At 65.1% G+C, this 15,698-nt stretch carries 15 protein-coding genes; 12 read left to right on the plus strand and 3 right to left on the minus strand.

Annotated elements, in window-relative coordinates:
* Nucleotides 1-106: 106 nt before the first annotated feature.
* The 6 genes from BIU99_RS02320 (at nucleotide 107) to BIU99_RS02340 (ending at nucleotide 5,564) form a co-directional block, all read left to right on the plus strand.
* Entirely contained in the window at nucleotides 107-1,126 is a 1,020-nt protein-coding gene (locus tag BIU99_RS02320; protein WP_256374737.1) for a DUF4238 domain-containing protein, read from the plus strand.
* 296 nt (nucleotides 1,127-1,422) lie between these two features.
* A complete protein-coding gene (locus BIU99_RS02325) occupies nucleotides 1,423-1,944 on the plus strand; it encodes a recombinase family protein (protein ID WP_071259070.1) in 522 nt (173 codons plus the stop codon).
* Entirely contained in the window at nucleotides 1,941-2,813 is an 873-nt protein-coding gene (locus tag BIU99_RS02330; RefSeq protein ID WP_071259073.1) for a hypothetical protein, read from the plus strand. The genes BIU99_RS02325 and BIU99_RS02330 overlap by 4 nt, the downstream gene beginning before the upstream one ends.
* Nucleotides 2,814-2,960: 147 nt before the next feature.
* Nucleotides 2,961-3,710 carry a hypothetical protein gene (locus BIU99_RS19645; protein WP_139205310.1) on the plus strand — a complete coding sequence of 250 codons (750 nt, stop codon included), beginning with the start codon at nucleotides 2,961-2,963 and terminating at the stop codon, nucleotides 3,708-3,710.
* Between the two features lie 100 nt (nucleotides 3,711-3,810).
* A complete protein-coding gene (locus tag BIU99_RS02335; protein ID WP_139205311.1) occupies nucleotides 3,811-4,569 on the plus strand; it encodes a hypothetical protein in 759 nt (252 codons plus the stop codon).
* A gap of 488 nt (nucleotides 4,570-5,057) precedes the next feature.
* The gene (locus tag BIU99_RS02340) at nucleotides 5,058-5,564 is read left to right on the plus strand and encodes a DUF6301 family protein (RefSeq protein ID WP_071259077.1); all 507 of its coding nucleotides are present in this window, start codon (nucleotides 5,058-5,060) and stop codon (nucleotides 5,562-5,564) included.
* 22 nt (nucleotides 5,565-5,586) lie between these two features.
* On the opposite strand, the gene BIU99_RS02345 is transcribed toward BIU99_RS02340, so the two are convergent.
* Nucleotides 5,587-7,011, minus strand: coding sequence for an MFS transporter (locus tag BIU99_RS02345; RefSeq protein ID WP_083397147.1), 1,425 nt, complete (start codon nucleotides 7,009-7,011; stop codon nucleotides 5,587-5,589).
* A gap of 174 nt (nucleotides 7,012-7,185) precedes the next feature.
* Between BIU99_RS02345 and BIU99_RS02350 the strand changes: the two genes are divergently transcribed.
* Both BIU99_RS02350 and BIU99_RS02355 read left to right on the plus strand, forming a co-directional pair.
* Nucleotides 7,186-8,055 carry a helix-turn-helix transcriptional regulator gene (locus tag BIU99_RS02350; RefSeq protein WP_071259079.1) on the plus strand — a complete coding sequence of 290 codons (870 nt, stop codon included), beginning with the start codon at nucleotides 7,186-7,188 and terminating at the stop codon, nucleotides 8,053-8,055.
* A 17-nt stretch (nucleotides 8,056-8,072) separates the two neighbouring features.
* Nucleotides 8,073-9,041, plus strand: coding sequence for an aldo/keto reductase (locus BIU99_RS02355; protein ID WP_071259082.1), 969 nt, complete (start codon nucleotides 8,073-8,075; stop codon nucleotides 9,039-9,041).
* Nucleotides 9,042-9,091: 50 nt separating this feature from the next.
* On the opposite strand, the gene BIU99_RS02360 is transcribed toward BIU99_RS02355, so the two are convergent.
* Nucleotides 9,092-9,436, minus strand: a complete 345-nt coding sequence (locus BIU99_RS02360; RefSeq protein WP_064294667.1) for an ATP-binding protein — start codon at nucleotides 9,434-9,436, stop codon at nucleotides 9,092-9,094.
* Nucleotides 9,437-9,685: 249 nt separating this feature from the next.
* Nucleotides 9,686-10,678, minus strand: a complete 993-nt coding sequence (locus BIU99_RS02365; RefSeq protein WP_064294668.1) for a LacI family DNA-binding transcriptional regulator — start codon at nucleotides 10,676-10,678, stop codon at nucleotides 9,686-9,688.
* Between the two features lie 289 nt (nucleotides 10,679-10,967).
* On the opposite strand from BIU99_RS02365, the gene BIU99_RS02370 reads away from it, so the two are divergent.
* Genes BIU99_RS02370 through BIU99_RS02385 form a run of 4 tightly spaced genes read left to right on the plus strand, consistent with a single transcriptional unit; the run spans nucleotide 10,968 to nucleotide 15,643 of the window.
* Nucleotides 10,968-12,236, plus strand: a complete 1,269-nt coding sequence (locus BIU99_RS02370) for an ABC transporter substrate-binding protein (protein WP_071259084.1) — start codon at nucleotides 10,968-10,970, stop codon at nucleotides 12,234-12,236.
* Nucleotides 12,233-13,207 (plus strand): carbohydrate ABC transporter permease, encoded by a 975-nt coding sequence (locus tag BIU99_RS02375; protein WP_071259087.1) that lies wholly within the window; start codon nucleotides 12,233-12,235, stop codon nucleotides 13,205-13,207. The genes BIU99_RS02370 and BIU99_RS02375 overlap by 4 nt, the downstream gene beginning before the upstream one ends.
* A complete protein-coding gene (locus tag BIU99_RS02380; RefSeq protein ID WP_071259090.1) occupies nucleotides 13,200-14,069 on the plus strand; it encodes a carbohydrate ABC transporter permease in 870 nt (289 codons plus the stop codon). The genes BIU99_RS02375 and BIU99_RS02380 overlap by 8 nt, the downstream gene beginning before the upstream one ends.
* A 23-nt stretch (nucleotides 14,070-14,092) precedes the next feature.
* The gene (locus BIU99_RS02385) at nucleotides 14,093-15,643 is read left to right on the plus strand and encodes an alpha-L-fucosidase (RefSeq protein ID WP_071259093.1); all 1,551 of its coding nucleotides are present in this window, start codon (nucleotides 14,093-14,095) and stop codon (nucleotides 15,641-15,643) included.
* Nucleotides 15,644-15,698 lie beyond the last annotated feature (55 nt).

The following is a 15,698-nucleotide window of genomic DNA, read 5'->3' on the forward strand; positions in this document are numbered from 1 at the left end:
AGATCCTGTGAACGTATCCTCGCCCAGACCTGGACGGTCATCGGGGCTTGAAAGACACTGAGCCGACTCAATGGCGCGAGCCGGGATCGTCCTGAATACTTTGTACATGACAGTTCGGCAGCATCACACCGTTCCCAAGATGTACCTGCGCAACTTTGCAGATGCCGCTGGGCTCGTCATTCAGGTTGACCGGGACCATCCAGAAGTTCCATTCAAAGCTTCCATTCGCAAGGCGCTCAGGGAGCGAGGGTTCTACCGTATCGAGACCGAGGACCTCGCTCGCGAGGATGACCGCTTGACCCACGACCCCGAAGCTATAGAGTCTGCGCTGGCCGAAGTTGAGGGCGCCATCGCGGCTACGCTCCATAAACTCCAGAAACCGGGGTCAGAACCTGACAAGGAGGACTGGTACCGCCTGATCCAGTTCACTGCGCTACAAACTGTGCGAGGTAAGCGTTGGCGAGACGATTTTGCGTCAATCGCCACGCACCATGCGCGCATGATGGTTTTGGCAAGCCTGGACGAAGTCAGAGTGCGATCCTGGTTGTCTGATCAGGGACTGCCATCGAGCTCTCACGATGTCGAGAAGTTCGTTGAGTCAATGAAGGGGCGGGGATTCCCGCGGCTGGTACCGCCCCAAGCGATCCTTGTTCAGGAGAGCCTGAGGATGGCGCTTGGTGATCCAGACACAGACGATGTCGGGCTGCAGCAGTACTTGGCGGGGAAGAGATTGGGATTGCTGAGGACATCTCGTGTAGCTGTGTTGACTAGTGACGAGCCGGTCTGTTGGTGGACACCTGACGATGCTCCAGTTGGATACGCGACCGCTCCGATTGTTTGGGTGCCGCTCGGTCCCCGCCTCGTTCTGCAGTTTCGCGAGCCTGGCTTTGACATGGTCGCTAGCGGGCTGCCAAACACGCAGGATTCGCTCGTCGAGTTCGTGAATCGCAGAGTTGCGGGGCAGGCAGAACGTTGGATCGTCCATCACACCAGCGACAGTCCTCTGACCGGCCTTCAGATACCTGGCCGCGAGACCTGGGGCGAGGAGCTTGTCACAGAGTATCTAGACGACGAGGGTAACCGTCATGATCTCTTCGTTCATCGCCGAACTCGCTCGGATGACTAGCCGCCGACACCGCGTGCGATGTGCTGTCGTCTCTGGATGCAGCAGGAGCCCGGCTGTCGGGTGAGCGACACACCGTATCGATGTCGCCCCAAGCGTTCACCCGAGACCTCCGCTCGACGGAACGACCTATCGTTCAACTAGTGCACTCACAATCGATCGTTTTCGGAGCAGCGTGGGCGCTCGGCGCCGAGGCCTGCGACACGCCGTGCAGACGCCAACCGAAACTGTCACCCGAAACCTCCATGCTCCGAAACCGCCTACCGACCGTTATCGGTGGGTGGCCGTAGATTTCTCCTATGGCCAACGTGATCGTGTGCGCCCGCGTTTCCACTCGTGAGCAGAACCCGGAGTCTCAGGAGCGAGAGTTGCTCGCTGCAGGTGCATCGCGAGTCTTCGTCGACCGCGGTGAGCCGAGCCGTGTGTCCGAGCGCCCTCAGTGGGTTGCCTGCCTCGACTACCTCCGTCACGGCGACACGCTCGTGATTCGCGCGCTGGATCGCATCGCTGGTCCCGCGGTCATGGCGATCCAGACGATCGCCGAGTTCCATGACCGAGGTGTGAACATTCGCAGCCTGTTCGGTATCATCGCGGTCTTCGCTCAACTCCGCGTCGACACCATTCGAGACAACACTCGTCGAGGCCTGGCGAATGCTCGCGCTCAAGGCTGGATCGGAGGCCGGCCCTCGGTTATGACCGAGGAACGCACTGCAGAAGCGCTCCGCATGCGATCCGAGGGGCGCAGCGTCGCTCACATCGCCAAAGTGCTCGGCGTCGGAGCTTCGTCGGTCTCGCGGGCGATCGCGAAGGTGTCGATGTGAGGCAGGAGCCTGAAGCGGCGGTGCAGGCGCTCGTTCGGCAGCTCAGACTGATCGAGGAACTCGAGTGCCATCGTGACGGGAAGCACTTCGACCTCGCGTTGCCGGCTTCCGACCTCGCAGGCGACGACGCTCTCATGGACTACCTCCAGACGAGCCATCTCGTCGGGAACTGTCTGTCTGTTTCGCTTGACGCGTTGCGCACTGTCCGCCTCGTGCTCCTGGATCCTCACGTCCAAGGCGGGCTCCGGCTGCCGATGGTCGCGCAATACGCCATTCTGCGCACTGCAACAGAAGCAGCAGCGCTGGCAACCTGGCTACTCCAGCCGCACGATCGCGGAGAACGGGTCGGCAGATCGTTGCAGGCCCGAATGGATGACGTACTCCGCGATGACCAACTCGCGACAGTCATCACGGATTCGCTCCCTGGAGACAGCAAAGCTGTCGTCGCCGAGCATCAGCGCCATCGTCGTGAGAACGCGAGGCAGATACGCGAACGGAAAGCGCACCTCCGGGCCCTTGCTGCTGTCGCCGGCATCGAAGTGACGGTGTTTCAACGAGGGCTCCCCGGGTTCGGGCCGATCATCGCCCAGGCCTCTAGTGAGATCGGTAGTAGGAGCACGGTAGCTCGCGCCACCTGGCAAATGATCAGCGGCCTCACTCATCCGTCTGCATCGCGGACCATGACGCTATCCGCCGTGGACTTCCAAGACGACACCTCCAACCGGGCCCTGTTCACCGCCGACCCAGCTGTCATCGTTCACGCGACGGACGCAGCCTTGCGCTTTCACCTGGCAGCGCTTCGCCTGGCATCTGTGCGTGGTGGGAACGCCGCGGTAGCGTTTGAGCCGAGCGCTGCTAGCTCGACTTGATATATATTATCAGCGCAATTTTTCCGAGTCAGCGACCTACACGACACTGGCAATCGGTTCTGATCCTGCTGATGTACTCCTCGTGTCGGCCCTTGACGGTGTCGCGCCGTTCGTGGAAAACTCCGTCCCTTCCGATTCAATTCGAGGGTGGAGACAATCAACTGGCTAATGTTCGCGATTGCGTGCGTGACCCTCGCGGTCACCATCGGTGTTCCGGTATGGCTCTCGCGTCAGCAGAACCCGAAGCGCGAGCTGGTGTACAGATACTCAGTCGAACGACTACTGGGACCCAATGCCCAGGGCCTCGGGCTCACCCTGATGCACAACGGTGCCACGCTGGAGAATCCTTACCTGGCGACGCTCACCGTTGAAGCGACGGGGCGAGCGGATATCGGATCGGATAGCTTCGATGCGGCAAGGCCTCTGCGTTTTCAGATTTCAGAGCGCATACTCGTCGACTTGGATGCACCAGAGAGTGAACCGCGCGTGGCTCATCTGCGGCACGATTCACAAGAGGGTTCCTACTGCATACCGCCGGCTCTCATTAAGAAGGGCACATCTCTTCGATGCCGGTTCCTTATTGAAAACAAACCCACGATAACGGTCGATAATCCCTTGCGAGATATTGAAGTCTTGCCACAAAAAGCCTACGCGAGGGCGAGAACTATTTCGCTCTTGGTGACCAATGCTTCGATCGTGATTGGGGCGGCCAGTCTCGTTTGGCTTCTCTTCGTGGTGTTCCCACCGGTAGAGCAACCGTGGGTTGTGGTAGTTGCCGGTTTCATGCTTCCGATCACTGTCGTCATTCTCGCTTTCCGCTCATCGAAGGCTGAGGTTCAGAACAATCCGCAGTGGAGTGAAGGTCTTGTCCTTCAGGCAAGGAGGGATGCCGAGTAGCTCCTTGGGCGTCATCGGGCGGCCGGAGTGAGAGGTGCTCGTGTTTTCAGGGTCGGGATCGCGTGTCCGGGATGTCCGGATCTCGGGCTAGCGTCGAGGTATGAGCGGAAGTAGGGCAAGGAAGAAGCGACAGGCGCTGAATGCGCGTCCGGCACGAGTGGTCAATGCTGAGATGATTGCACAATCGGCAGATGCGATTCTGCGAGTGGCGTTCGACGACATTGCGTTCCAAGGACGTACCACCCAAGTCATCGTCGGGCTGTGCCGCGCGGCGTTCGTGCAGAGTCGAGTCATCGCTGCGCTAGCCCACGAAGACCTCCTGTCGGCCGCGGCGCCGAATCGCCGTCTCGTCCTCGAGATCGCACTTCGTCTCCACTGGCTTCAAGATCTCACTCCGTCTGAACGCGCCAAAGCCGTAGACACGATGCTGGAGAAGGATCGGAGGGACACGAATCGGCTGCTGGACTACCTGCAAGATGCGGGTCACGGCGCGGACTTCGACCGCGCGGAGATGAACGCTTTTGAGCTTGAGAATGAATCGAACGGCACCATTCACCAGCAGGCGACAAGGATCTGGTCGGCGGTCGAGTCGACCTCAGTGAAGCCTTGGTCAACGTACGCGATGTGGCTCGAGGAAACGAAGTTTGCTCACCCGTCCGGTGCCTTGGCGGGCAGCTATGCGCCGACACGAGACAACGTCCACATCTCTCATGGCGCGCCTGAGTCGATGGACCAGGACCTCGACGCACACCGCCTCCTCCAAATGCAGATCGTCCTGTCGACGGGCTTCCTGCTCAGCGAGGAAGAGCCGTCACGAGAGTTCGCCGATCGGATCACTGCTGCATTTTTTGCGGGGTGAACGGTGGGCACACGTTGCGGCCCTGCGACCGGCGCTGGACCTGTCGGGAACGATCGTTTCTGACCACCCGCCAGTCGGTCCGGCGATGTGGCGAGATTCCGCTCGTGTCGGATGCTCAGAACTCGGTGTCTAAACCCGAGCTGCTCGAAACCTCAGAGGGCGGGGTTTCGCCCGGGAGTCTGATTGATGACGGCGGGGGGGGGGGGGCTCATTCGCGAGGCGCAGATGACAGCAACGCGGGACTGACATGACAAACTCACGCGGACCCTGGCTTGGAAAAACCCTGATCAGCCGACTACCGCGGACGCCGACGGACTCCATCGCCCTCACTCGTAATGAGAAGGTCAAGGGTTCGATTCCCTTGGGCGGCTCCATCAGCTTCACCCGGCCGTTGCCCTGGATCACCCAGGTCAGCGGCTGTTCTGGTTTTCGGGGCGCTTCCTCGTCCGCCGCCGAATCCGGTGCGGAGACAGCCGTAGGATGAGCTGATGGGTGCACTCGCCAGAGCCACGAACGCACAGATCGATGCCGTCAGCAAAGCCTTCGCATTGGTGTCATGGCCGCTGGGTCGCGACGATTTCAAGGCGCTTGCGGAGCGTCTCGGGTGGCAGCTCAAACTGGAGAGGTCGAGCGGTGTCCAGCACCGTTCCGGGTATCCCGTGAACCTGCCGACCGTTCGTTCGCTCGTCGCAGATGAAGCGATCGCCCAGGTCGTGATCGCGGTCTCCGACAAGAGCGACGACCCCGGCGCGCTGCGGGGTGCCGCTCAGGAGTTGCAATCGGCGCTGAGCGTGCACCTCGGTCAGTCCTCCGGCTCCCAGGCCGGCGACCCGTACTGGGAACTGGCGAACGGCGGCAGGATCTGGCTGAAGACGGTTCCCAAGAAGGTGCTGTTCGTCGTCGAGGGGCAGCGGTTCGCGGACGTGGAGCGGAGCGAGGAGCGGCTGCGCATCGATCCCGGCCGCACGCCGGGCGCTGACGATGACACTGACTGATCCCGTCTGGTCGATTGCGGCGTCATGACGACCCGTCCGCCGGCCTGATGAACACGCTCGCGATCGCGGTGAGGAGGATGAGCGCGGCAGCGATGACGAGGCTGAGTTGCAGCCCGGCGACGAATCCCGTCGAGCCCGTGAGGAGCGCCCCGAAGACCGCGATGGCGACCGCACCGCCGAGTTGGCGGAAGGTGTTGAAGACCGCACTCGCGGTGCCGGCGCGCGATGCTGGGACGCTGGCGAGCACCACGGAGGTCACCGGCGGCATCGCCACGGAACCTCCCGCGGCGGTGAAGCAAGCGAACAGGCCCACCCAGATCGGCGACCCCAGGTTAACGGTGGCGACGGTGCCGACGAGCCCGACCACCATGAGGAGCAACCCCGACACGATCGGGACGCGCACCCCGAACCGGTTGGCGACGGTGCCACTGACGATGTTGCCGACGACGGCGAAGAGGGCCGACGGGAGGAACACCAGGCCCGCGAGCAGCGGCGGCAGTCGGAGCTGCTGCTGCAGGAACAGACTCAGGACGAACACCGTCCCGAAGTTGCTCACCATGAACGCGAATCCGACGGCGAGGGCGATGCGCATACCGCTCGATCGGAAGAGATCCAACGGCATCATCGGGTGCGCGCTCCTGGCCTGGATGACGAGGAAACCGACGATGCCGACCAGCGCGACGCCGAGGCTTGCGACCACGACGGGACTGCCGAACCCGTTCGCCCCGCCCTCGATGAGTCCGAACACCAGCGCCGTCGCCGCGATGAGCCAGACGAACTGTCCGGCCCAGTCGAACGGCTCCGGCCGTGAAGGGGACGACGCGACCGTCCGGAGCAGGGTGATCATCATGATGCAGACGGGCAGGTTGATCGCGAACACCAGTCGCCAGTCGAGCGTCGTCAACGCGCCACCGAGGACCGGCCCGAGTGCGGTGGCGACCGCGCCGCCGACCGCCCAGACACCCAGGGCGCGAGCGCGCTCGCGACCTCCCGGGAACGCCTCACGGATGAGCGCCATGGACGCCGGCAGCATCAACGCCGCACCAGCGCCCTGCAGGGCTCGAGCGGCGATGAGGACACCGATCGACGGGGCCACCGCACACGCGATCGACGTGACGAGGAAGACGGTGATGCCGATGCCGAACGCCCGCTTCGCGCCGAACCGCTCCGAGAGGTTGCCGGCGAGGAGCAGGAGGGCCGCGAACAGCACGGTGTAGGCGTCGATCACCCACTGCAGCGATGCCGTCGTTCCGCCGAGGTCTCGCGCGATGCTGGTGAGCGCGATGGTGACGATGAGGATGTCGAGGGTGATCAGGAAGAACCCGAGCGCAGCCAGCAGCAGCGTCAGGCGTTGTCGCGGCGTCCGGCCTTCACGGTCGGCGAGGCCATCGTCCGAGGTCGGCGATGACACGCGGTGTGCTGCCCCGTTCCCGTGGTCGATCTGCATCCCTCGATCACACACCACCGGCGGCGAAGCAGGGATACTCCGCCAGGGCACGTCTCAGGGCGGCCCGAGCACGTGAGACGCTGCGCGCCTGCTCAAAACGAGCTTCACGAGGTCGAGGATGGGTGTCCTGCGGGAACACCCCAGCGCCGGAGGCCGCGTCATATCGTTGTCGGCATGGACAATCGAGACGGGGTGCGCGAGTTCCTGACGACCCGTCGGGACCGACTCACGCCAGAGCAGGTGGAGCTGCCTGGCGGAACGAACCGACGCGTACCGGGGCTGCGTCGCACCGAGGTCGCGATGCTCGCCGGAGTGAGCGTCGAGTACTACTCGCGTCTCGAGCGCGGGAACCTCTCGGGGGTGTCGGAGGCGGTCCTCGACGCGATCGGCACCGCACTGCGGTTGGACGACGCGGAGCGTTCCCACCTCACGGACCTCGCTCGGGCGGCGAACGAATCGCCGATCAGGGCCCGCCGACGGTCTGCGCCGGCCGGCGTGCGGCCCGGTATGCAACTCGCCCTCGACTCCATCACCGCAGGCCCGGCGTTCGTCCGGAACGGCCGGATGGACGTGCTCGCCGAGAACGCACTCTTCCGCGCGCTGTACGCCGACCTCTACGCGCTCCCGGAGCGCCCGGTGAACCTGGCTCGGTTCGTGTTCCTGCACCGCGACCTCGCGGAGGCGTTCTACCCGAGCTGGTCGACCTCGGCCGACATCAACGTCGCGATCCTCCGCACCGAGGCGGGGCGCAACCCGCACGATCGGGCCATGCAGGACCTGGTGGGTGAGCTGTCCACGCGCAGCGAGGAGTTCCGCGTCCGTTGGGGCGCGCACAACGTCCGCCATCACACGTCCGGCGAGAAGGTGTTCCATCATCCGGTCGTCGGCGAGCTCCGCATGATCTACGAGGCGATGGAGCCGATGGACCAGCCCGGCCTGAACTTCTTGATCTACAGCGCCGAACCCGGCTCACCGAGCGAGGAGTCACTCAAACTCCTCGCCAGCTGGGCGGCCACCTCCGAACACCCCTCGCCCCAACACTGAAGCAAGGAGCACCAAGCATGGAGTACACCCGCCTCGGAGCGACCGGACTCCGCGTCAGCCGCCTCGCGCTCGGCTGCATGACCTACGGCGATCCGAACCGCGGACTCCACCGTTGGACCCTGGACGAAGCGGCGTCAGCGCCGTTCTTCCGGCAGGCGGTCGAGCTGGGGATCACGTTCTGGGACACCGCGAACGTCTACCAACAGGGCAGCGGCGAGGAGTACGTCGGACGCGCGATCACGCGGTTCAGCCGCCGTGAGGACATCGTCCTCGCGACGAAGGTCTCGGGGAGGATGCATGACGGGCCCGGGGGATCGGGACTCTCCCGAACGGCCATCCTCGAACAGGTCGACGCCTCGTTGCGACGACTCGGGACCGACCACATCGACGTGTATTACGTCCACCGCTTCGACGAGGAGACCCCGGTCGAGGAGACGATGCAAGCGCTCGACGACATCGTCCGCGCGGGGAAGGTGCGCTACCTCGGCGCCTCCTCCATGTACGCCTGGCAGTTCGCGAAGCTGCAGACGGCCGCAGCGGTCCACGGGCTGACACCCTTCGTCGCGATGGAGAACCAGTACAACCTGCTGAAACGCGAAGAGGAACGGGAGATGATCCCGATGTGTGCGGACACCGGCGTCGGCCTCACGCCGTACTCGCCGAACGGTAAAGGACGGCTCGCCCGTCCGCGCGGTGCAGCCACGGACCGCTCGAACATCGATGAGGTGGCGAAGGCGTTCGACACGGACGCCGACGGCCCGATCATCGACGCCGTCGAGGAGATCGCGGTCGAGCGAGGCATCCCGATGGCGCAGGTCGCACTGGCCTGGGTCCTGCGGAACCCGACGGTCGCAGCTCCCATCATCGGTGCCACCAAACCGGCACACCTCACGGATGCCGCCGCCGCACTGGACGTGCAGCTGACGGACGACGAGGTCGCCAGGCTCGAATCGCCCTACGTGACGCAAGCGCCCTTCTGGTGGTGACCCTTGCTCGACCCGGTTGCCTCGGCGACTGAGACGCCTCGTCGGCGGTGTCAGCCGGCCGAGCGGTTCCGGCGGGCCAGCGGGAGGCGGACGATGAAGGTCGTTCCGGGGTCTCCGGTGGCGAAGGCCTCGATCGTGCCGCGGTGCGCGTGCGCGATGGATCTGGCGATGGTGAGTCCGAGGCCTGAGCCGCGGATCGTCTCCTCGCGCACGTTCCCGGCTCGGTGGAACCGTTCGAAGACCCGGGTGAGTTCGTCCGCCGGGATGCCGATCCCCGTGTCGGTGACGCGGGTGAAGGTCACCGCGTTGTCGAGCATGATCGAGAGCAACTCCCGGAGGCGTGCTCGATCACCGACCAGCTGCAGCGTCGGCACGGCAGCCGTGCGCAGATCCACACCGTCGGGGAGGCCGATCCGTCATCGCTCGTCGGCCGCCTCCAGGACGATGGCACTGAGGTCGACGGGGCTGAGCCTGGATTGGCTCGGGCGACGTGTCGATGCCGAGCGGGGCTGCTCGATGTGGTGAGCCGAGGAACGACCGGAGCCGTCAGCCGCCCCCACGTGCACTCCCTGAACCCGTCCTACGGGCAGGAGACCGGGCCCGAGCTCGGACATCGGGACCGAGGTCGGAGACGAAGGTACAGCTCAGTCGTCGACGCGGGACACCGAGGAGCCAGGGATGAGGTGCGCCTCGAGGTACTTGACCGTTGGGGCCGGGCGTTCGCCGGCCTCGATGTGGTCTGCGATGAGGCGCGCGGCGTGCTTGGCGATCTTGCGGGTCGGTTGCACGATGACCGTCAGTTTCGGGACGAGCGCTTGTGCCAGTTCGCGGCTGTCGAACCCCACCACCGAGATGTCGCGGCCGATGCGGAGACCCGAATCGTTGATCGCGGTGACCGCGCCGAGGGTGAGTTCGTAGTTCGCCGCGAAGAGCCCCGTGGGACGGGGGTATCGTGCGAGCAGTTCCTGGGTGGCTCGGTATCCGGCGTCGACCGTCAGCGGCACGAAGCGTTCGAGCGCCGGGTCGGCCTGGATCCCTTGCGTGAACAGCGCCGTCTCGAAGCCCTCCGTGCGCAGTCGCATCGAGGAGATCGTCGATTCGCCGCCGACGAAGCCGATGCGGCGGTGACCATGGTCGAGCAGGTGGCGCGCCCCGAGCGCGCCCGCCGCGATGTTGTCGAGGAAGACGCCGTCGGCATGCACGTCGTCGATGTGCCAGTCCACCATGACGACCGGGACCTGCGAAGCGGCGGCGCGGAGAGCCGGAACGTCATGTGGCGGTGTCACCGCGATGATCCCGTCGACCATCCGATCCATGAGCAGGTTGACGGAGTCGTCGGCCGGATCAGGGCTGGCTGCCACGATGACGCTGAACCCTCTCGGGCGGAGCGCTTCCTCGACGCCGGCGACAATCGTGAGGTGGAAGTCGTTGTTGATCGCCGGAAGCAGGACGCCGACGGTCCTCGATCGCCGTGAGCGCAACGATCGGGCGTTCTGGTTCGGCCGGAACCCCAGCTCGCGCGCGGCCGTCTGAATGGCGTCCCGGTTGGCTTCGAGGACGTTGCGCCCGTTGTAGTACTTCGAGATCGTCGCGAGCGAGAGGCCCGTGGCCCGCTGAATGTCCTTGTAGGTCGTCACAGCCCAGCCTTTCCTGGTGTCGCCGCTCACCACTCTTGCTCGGGCACCGCCGAGCGAGAGGCGTTTCCGCTCAGCATAGGCCAGCTCGGCCGTCTGTTCGTGCGACCTTTGTTGATCAGCACGAATCGTTTCGACCATGGGCCACGCGGATGTTCTCACGCCTATCGCCCTGATGATACCGCCGTACGAAAGATTTCGAAGTCGACACCTGTGCTTGACTCGTGGATTTCGCTTTCTTAGCATTCACGGAGAACGTAACGTTTCGCCCAAACACTCAAGGAGGAGTTGTATGCAGACACAGACGAACGGTGCCCGGAGGTGGAGGCGCGTGGGCGTCACCACGACCGCCGGGGCCCTGGTGCTCGGGCTCGCCGCATGTTCAGGAGCCGACGGTGGGGCGTCGGGTCTCGACGGCGATACGGTCACCATGTACACCTGGGTCGGTGGGAAGGCCGACAAACAGCAGTGGGCCGACTACATCGCCGGAGGAGTGCACGCCGACCCCTCGATGTCGGTGAGCTTCTCCGGACCGCCGATCGGCGATTACTACACGAAGCTGCCCACGGTGATGCGCAGCAGCAGCGCGCCCTGCCTGGTCACGTTCCAGAACGGGCGGGTGAACCCGTACGTCGAGGGGCTGGAGCCGCTCGACGAACTGGCGAAGGAGAATAAGCTCGATCTGTCCGCCTACAGTTCGGCGATGCTCGAGCAGCTCCGGGTGGACGGTGAGCTCTACGCCCTTCCGTTCAACGCCGGTCCGACCGTGATCCTCTACAACAAGCAGATGTTCAAGGACGCCGGCGTCGCCGAGCCGTCGAACGACTGGACCACCGACGACTTCATCGCCGCGGCCAAGGCCACGACGAAGGACGGCGTCTACGGGTTCGCGATCGGCCAGGGGTCCAACCCCATCAGCACGCTGATGGCGGCGGACGGACATCCCTACGCGGACGAGAACGGTCCGCTGCTCGACGACCCGGCCTTCCACGACGCGCTGCAACTGCTCGTCGACCTCGCCACCGTGCACAAGGTCGCGAAGCCGCTCGAGGCGGCCGCCGGCGGAACGTTCCCCGACATCGACGCGTTCAACACCGGCCAGTCCGCAATGGAGATGCAGGGGCTCTGGGATCTGCAGCACGCTCAGGAGTCGCTCGGTAAGGACAACGTGGGCATCGCCGTCATCCCGAGTGCGAACGGGCAGTCGAAGGGCTTCATCGGCGGCTCGGGCTTCGGCATCACGAAGACGTGTGGTGACAAGCAGAAGGCGTTCGAGGCCATCACGGCCATGACCAGCAAGGCGGGTCTCGACGAGGTGACGAAGTCGCAGGCGTCCGTGCCGGCCCGGCTCGACTCGCTCGACGCCTGGTCCGCCAATGTCGGGTCACCGGAGTTCACCGAGGTGATCCGGCAGATGACCGGTGATGCGACGCCGTCTCCGGTGCCCGCGAACCAGTCCCAGCTCGACACCCTGTTGACGCAGTACGAGGTGGAGGCGTTCTCCGGTCAACGCACGGTCGCCGAGGTGCTCGAACAGGTGAAGGCAGGCCTCGCGCAATGACGTTCGTGCGTCTCGACAGCGCGGAGGGTGAGGTCATCGACGGCGCGGTCATCGACGGCGCGGTCACCCGACCGGAGCGTCCGAGGGGTCGGCCTCGCCGCCGGCCCCTCGGGGGCCCGCGTTGGGTGGGATGGGTATTCGTCCTCCCAGGGCTCATCGGGCTGGTGGTCTTCATCGTCGTCCCGCAACTGGCGTCGCTGATCCTCGGGTTCTCCGACTCGACCGTGCTCGGTGGGACGGAGTTCACCGGCTGGGAGAACTACGCCCGGCTGTTCCGTGATTCGCAGTTCCTCAACAGCGTCCTCGTCACGGCGATCTTCGTGCTCGTCTACGTTCCGGCGAACATCGCGATCTCGTTGGCGATGGCGATGTGGCTGCAGACCCGCATCGCCGGTCGGAACTGGCTGCGCGTGATCTTCCTGATCCCGGCCCTGTCGCCGATGGTGGCGAACGCCGCGGTGTTCCGTCTGCTGTTCCAGCAGGACGGGGCCGTCAACCAGGCGCTCGCAGCCGTCGGGCTTGCGCCGATCCCATGGCTCAGCGACGGCAACTGGGCGCTCGCCGTCGTGATCGGCGTGTCGCTCTGGCAGTCGTTCGGCTACAACATGATCGTGCTCGGAGCCGGGCTCGACTCGATCAGCCCCGATGTCATCGCCGCGTCGCGCATCGACGGCGCCGGTCGGTTCCGTCGGCTGTTCTCGATCACCCTTCCGCTCGTCAGCCCGGCGCTCTTCTTCACCACGGTGTTGACCGTGATCGGCGCGTGGTCGACGTTCGCCCAGGCCTACGTGATCACGGGCGGCGGACCCGGCAACAGCACCATGACGATCATGCTGTACCTCTACCAGACCGCGTTCTCCAACAACCAGCTCGGCTACGCGTCGGCCATCGCGACCGTCCTGTTCGTGATCATCGCGATCTTCACCCTGTTCCAACTCTGGGGACAGAAGAAATGGGTGCACTATGACTGATCAGCAGCTCGCGGTACGAGGCCCTCGGCGGCGTCACCGGGGACGCACGCTCGGGTTCGTGGCCAACTCGACGATCGCTTGGCTGTTCGCGCTCGTGTTCTCGTTCCCGCTCATCTGGACGTTCTTCACCGCGTTGAAGCCGGCGAACGAGGTGTTCGGTGCGCGGATCACGTTCATCGGCTCCGAGGTCCTCTGGTCGAACTTCGCGGACGCCTGGGTCGAGGTCGACTTCGGACGGCTGCTCACCAACAGCCTGGTCGTGGCGGCCGTCTCGACCCTGTTGACCCTGATCGTCGCGACCCTGACGGCGTTCGCGTTCGCCCGGCTGCGATTCCCCGGTCGGAGCGCCGTCTTCGTGCTGTTCATCATCACGCTGACCTTGCCGGCCGAGGTCGCGGTCGTGCCACTCTTCCTCGGCTTCGACCAGGTCCGGCTCGCCGACACCTGGATCGCGCTCATCCTCCCGGGCCTGTTCGGCGCGTTCGGGGCCTTCCTGCTCCGGCAGTTCATGCTGCAGATCCCAGCGGAACTGGAGGAGGCGGCCCGGCTCGACGGTGCCTCGACCTGGCGCATCCTCACCAGCGTCATCGTCCCCCTCGTGCGACCGGCCATCTCGGTACTCGCGATCTTCAGCTTCCTCGGCAGCTGGAACAGCTTCCTGTGGCCGTTGATCATCCTCAACAGCTCCGACAAGTGGACGATCCCCATCGGCATCGCCGGCTTCACGACCCAGACGGGCACGCAATGGGAACTGCTGATGGCGGCATGTGTGATGACGATCGCCCCGGTGGTGGTCGTGGTCGCCGTCGCCCAACGACAACTGGTGGCCGCGATCGGCGCGGGCGCCTTCGGCGGCCGATGAGCCGCGACCACGAATGGAGACCCATGAACCTCGAACCGCTCGACCCCACCTCCCTGCCGGCACCGGTCGACGTCTCGGACAACCGTGTAGCGCTCGCAGCGGTGGATGCCGTCATCGACGCCGGTCCGTACGACGCCACCTGGGATTCGCTGTCGCACTATCGGGCTCCGCAGTGGTACCGCGACGCCAAGTTCGGTGTGTTCCTGCACTGGGGTGCCTTCTCCGTGCCGGCGTTCGGCAACGAGTGGTATTCGCGCACCATGTATCGGCGCGGCACCCCCGCCTTCGACCACCATGTGGAGACCTACGGCCCGCACGACCGCTTCGGATACAAGGATTTCCTGCCGCACTTCCGCATGGAGCGCTTCGACCCGCAGGCCTGGGCTGCACTGTTCAAACGCGCCGGCGCGCAGTTCGTGGTGCCCGTCGCCGAACACCACGACGGCTACACGATGTACGACACCGCCCGCTCGCGGTGGAAGGTGACCGAGGTCGGCCCGCAGCGTGACGTGATGGGCGACCTCCTCGAAGCGGTCGACCAGTCGTGGCTGGTCACGGGCGCGTCGAGCCACCGGGCCGAACACTGGTTCTTCATGAACGACGGGACGACGTTCGACTCCGACGTCCGCGACCCCGCCTACAGCGACCTCTACGGACCGGCGATGCGCCAGGAGACGAACCCGACCGAGCGCTTCCTGGAGGACTGGCTCTTGCGCACGGTCGAGATCATCGACTCCTACCGACCGCAGATCCTGTACTTCGACACCGGCATCGAGACTCCCTCGTTCGAGCCCTACCTCCGGAGGCTGGCGGCGTACTACTACAACCGGGCGGCCGAGTGGGGACGTGAGGTCGTCATCAACTACAAGTGGGAGTCGTTCGCGCCCGGGTCCGCGGTCCTCGACATCGAGCGTGGCACCATGGACGGCATCCGGCCGGAGGTGTGGCAGAACGACACCTCGGTGTCCCGGACCTCATGGAGCTGGGTGGAGGGGCACGACTACAAGGACGCCTCCGAGCTCATCCAGGAACTCGTCGACGTCGTCTCGAAGAACGGGAACCTCCTGCTCAACGTCGGTCCGCGTCCCGACGGGACGATCCCCGAGGAGGAGGTCGCGTTGTTGGAAGCGGTCGGTGACTGGTTGGCCGTGAACGGAGAGGCGATCTACGGGTCGCGCCCGTGGATCGTGTTCGGGGAAGGGCCGACCGCACCCGCCGCCGGCTCGTTCACCGACGCCGCGGCGGCCGTGTACACCGCCGAGGACATCCGATTCACGCGGATGACCGAGGTCGGCCACGAGTACGTCTACGGGATCGGACTTCTCCGTCCGGAAGACGGCCGGATGCGCATCCGCAGTTTCGGCTCGGACTGTCGGCTCCTCAACCGGCCGATCGTCGACGTCCGGGTCCTCGGCTCACGGGAACCCGCCGAGTGGACACGCACACGCGAGCATCTCGAGGTCGTGCTGCCCGACTCGGAGCTGACGGGTCCAGGTGGCGCCGTGGTGCGGATCGAGCTGGCGCCCGCGGGCCCGGCGCTCCGCACCGACTTCTTCCACGGCCTCAACATCTAGTGGCGGCGAGCCGAGGCGATGATGCACGGCTGCGGAACGCTCCGGTGGCACCGTC

It is taken from the genome of Plantibacter sp. MMLR14_011 (assembly GCF_001865025.1).
Lineage (GTDB): Bacteria > Actinomycetota > Actinomycetes > Actinomycetales > Microbacteriaceae > Plantibacter > Plantibacter flavus_A.

Excerpts from the sequence above, each read along its gene's own strand:
- BIU99_RS02345 (WP_083397147.1), bottom strand. The coding sequence starts at position 7,011 with ATGCAGATCGACCACGGGAACGGGGCAGCACACCGCGTGTCATCGCCG.
- BIU99_RS02350 (WP_071259079.1), top strand. The coding sequence starts at position 7,186 with ATGGACAATCGAGACGGGGTGCGCGAGTTCCTGACGACCCGTCGGGAC.
- BIU99_RS02355 (WP_071259082.1), top strand. The coding sequence starts at position 8,073 with ATGGAGTACACCCGCCTCGGAGCGACCGGACTCCGCGTCAGCCGCCTC.
- BIU99_RS02325 (WP_071259070.1), top strand. The coding sequence starts at position 1,423 with ATGGCCAACGTGATCGTGTGCGCCCGCGTTTCCACTCGTGAGCAGAAC.
- BIU99_RS02335 (WP_139205311.1), top strand. The coding sequence starts at position 3,811 with ATGAGCGGAAGTAGGGCAAGGAAGAAGCGACAGGCGCTGAATGCGCGT.
- BIU99_RS02375 (WP_071259087.1), top strand. The coding sequence starts at position 12,233 with ATGACGTTCGTGCGTCTCGACAGCGCGGAGGGTGAGGTCATCGACGGC.
- BIU99_RS02370 (WP_071259084.1), top strand. The coding sequence starts at position 10,968 with ATGCAGACACAGACGAACGGTGCCCGGAGGTGGAGGCGCGTGGGCGTC.
- BIU99_RS02340 (WP_071259077.1), top strand. The coding sequence starts at position 5,058 with ATGGGTGCACTCGCCAGAGCCACGAACGCACAGATCGATGCCGTCAGC.
- BIU99_RS02385 (WP_071259093.1), top strand. The coding sequence starts at position 14,093 with ATGAACCTCGAACCGCTCGACCCCACCTCCCTGCCGGCACCGGTCGAC.
- BIU99_RS02380 (WP_071259090.1), top strand. The coding sequence starts at position 13,200 with ATGACTGATCAGCAGCTCGCGGTACGAGGCCCTCGGCGGCGTCACCGG.
- BIU99_RS02320 (WP_256374737.1), top strand. The coding sequence starts at position 107 with ATGACAGTTCGGCAGCATCACACCGTTCCCAAGATGTACCTGCGCAAC.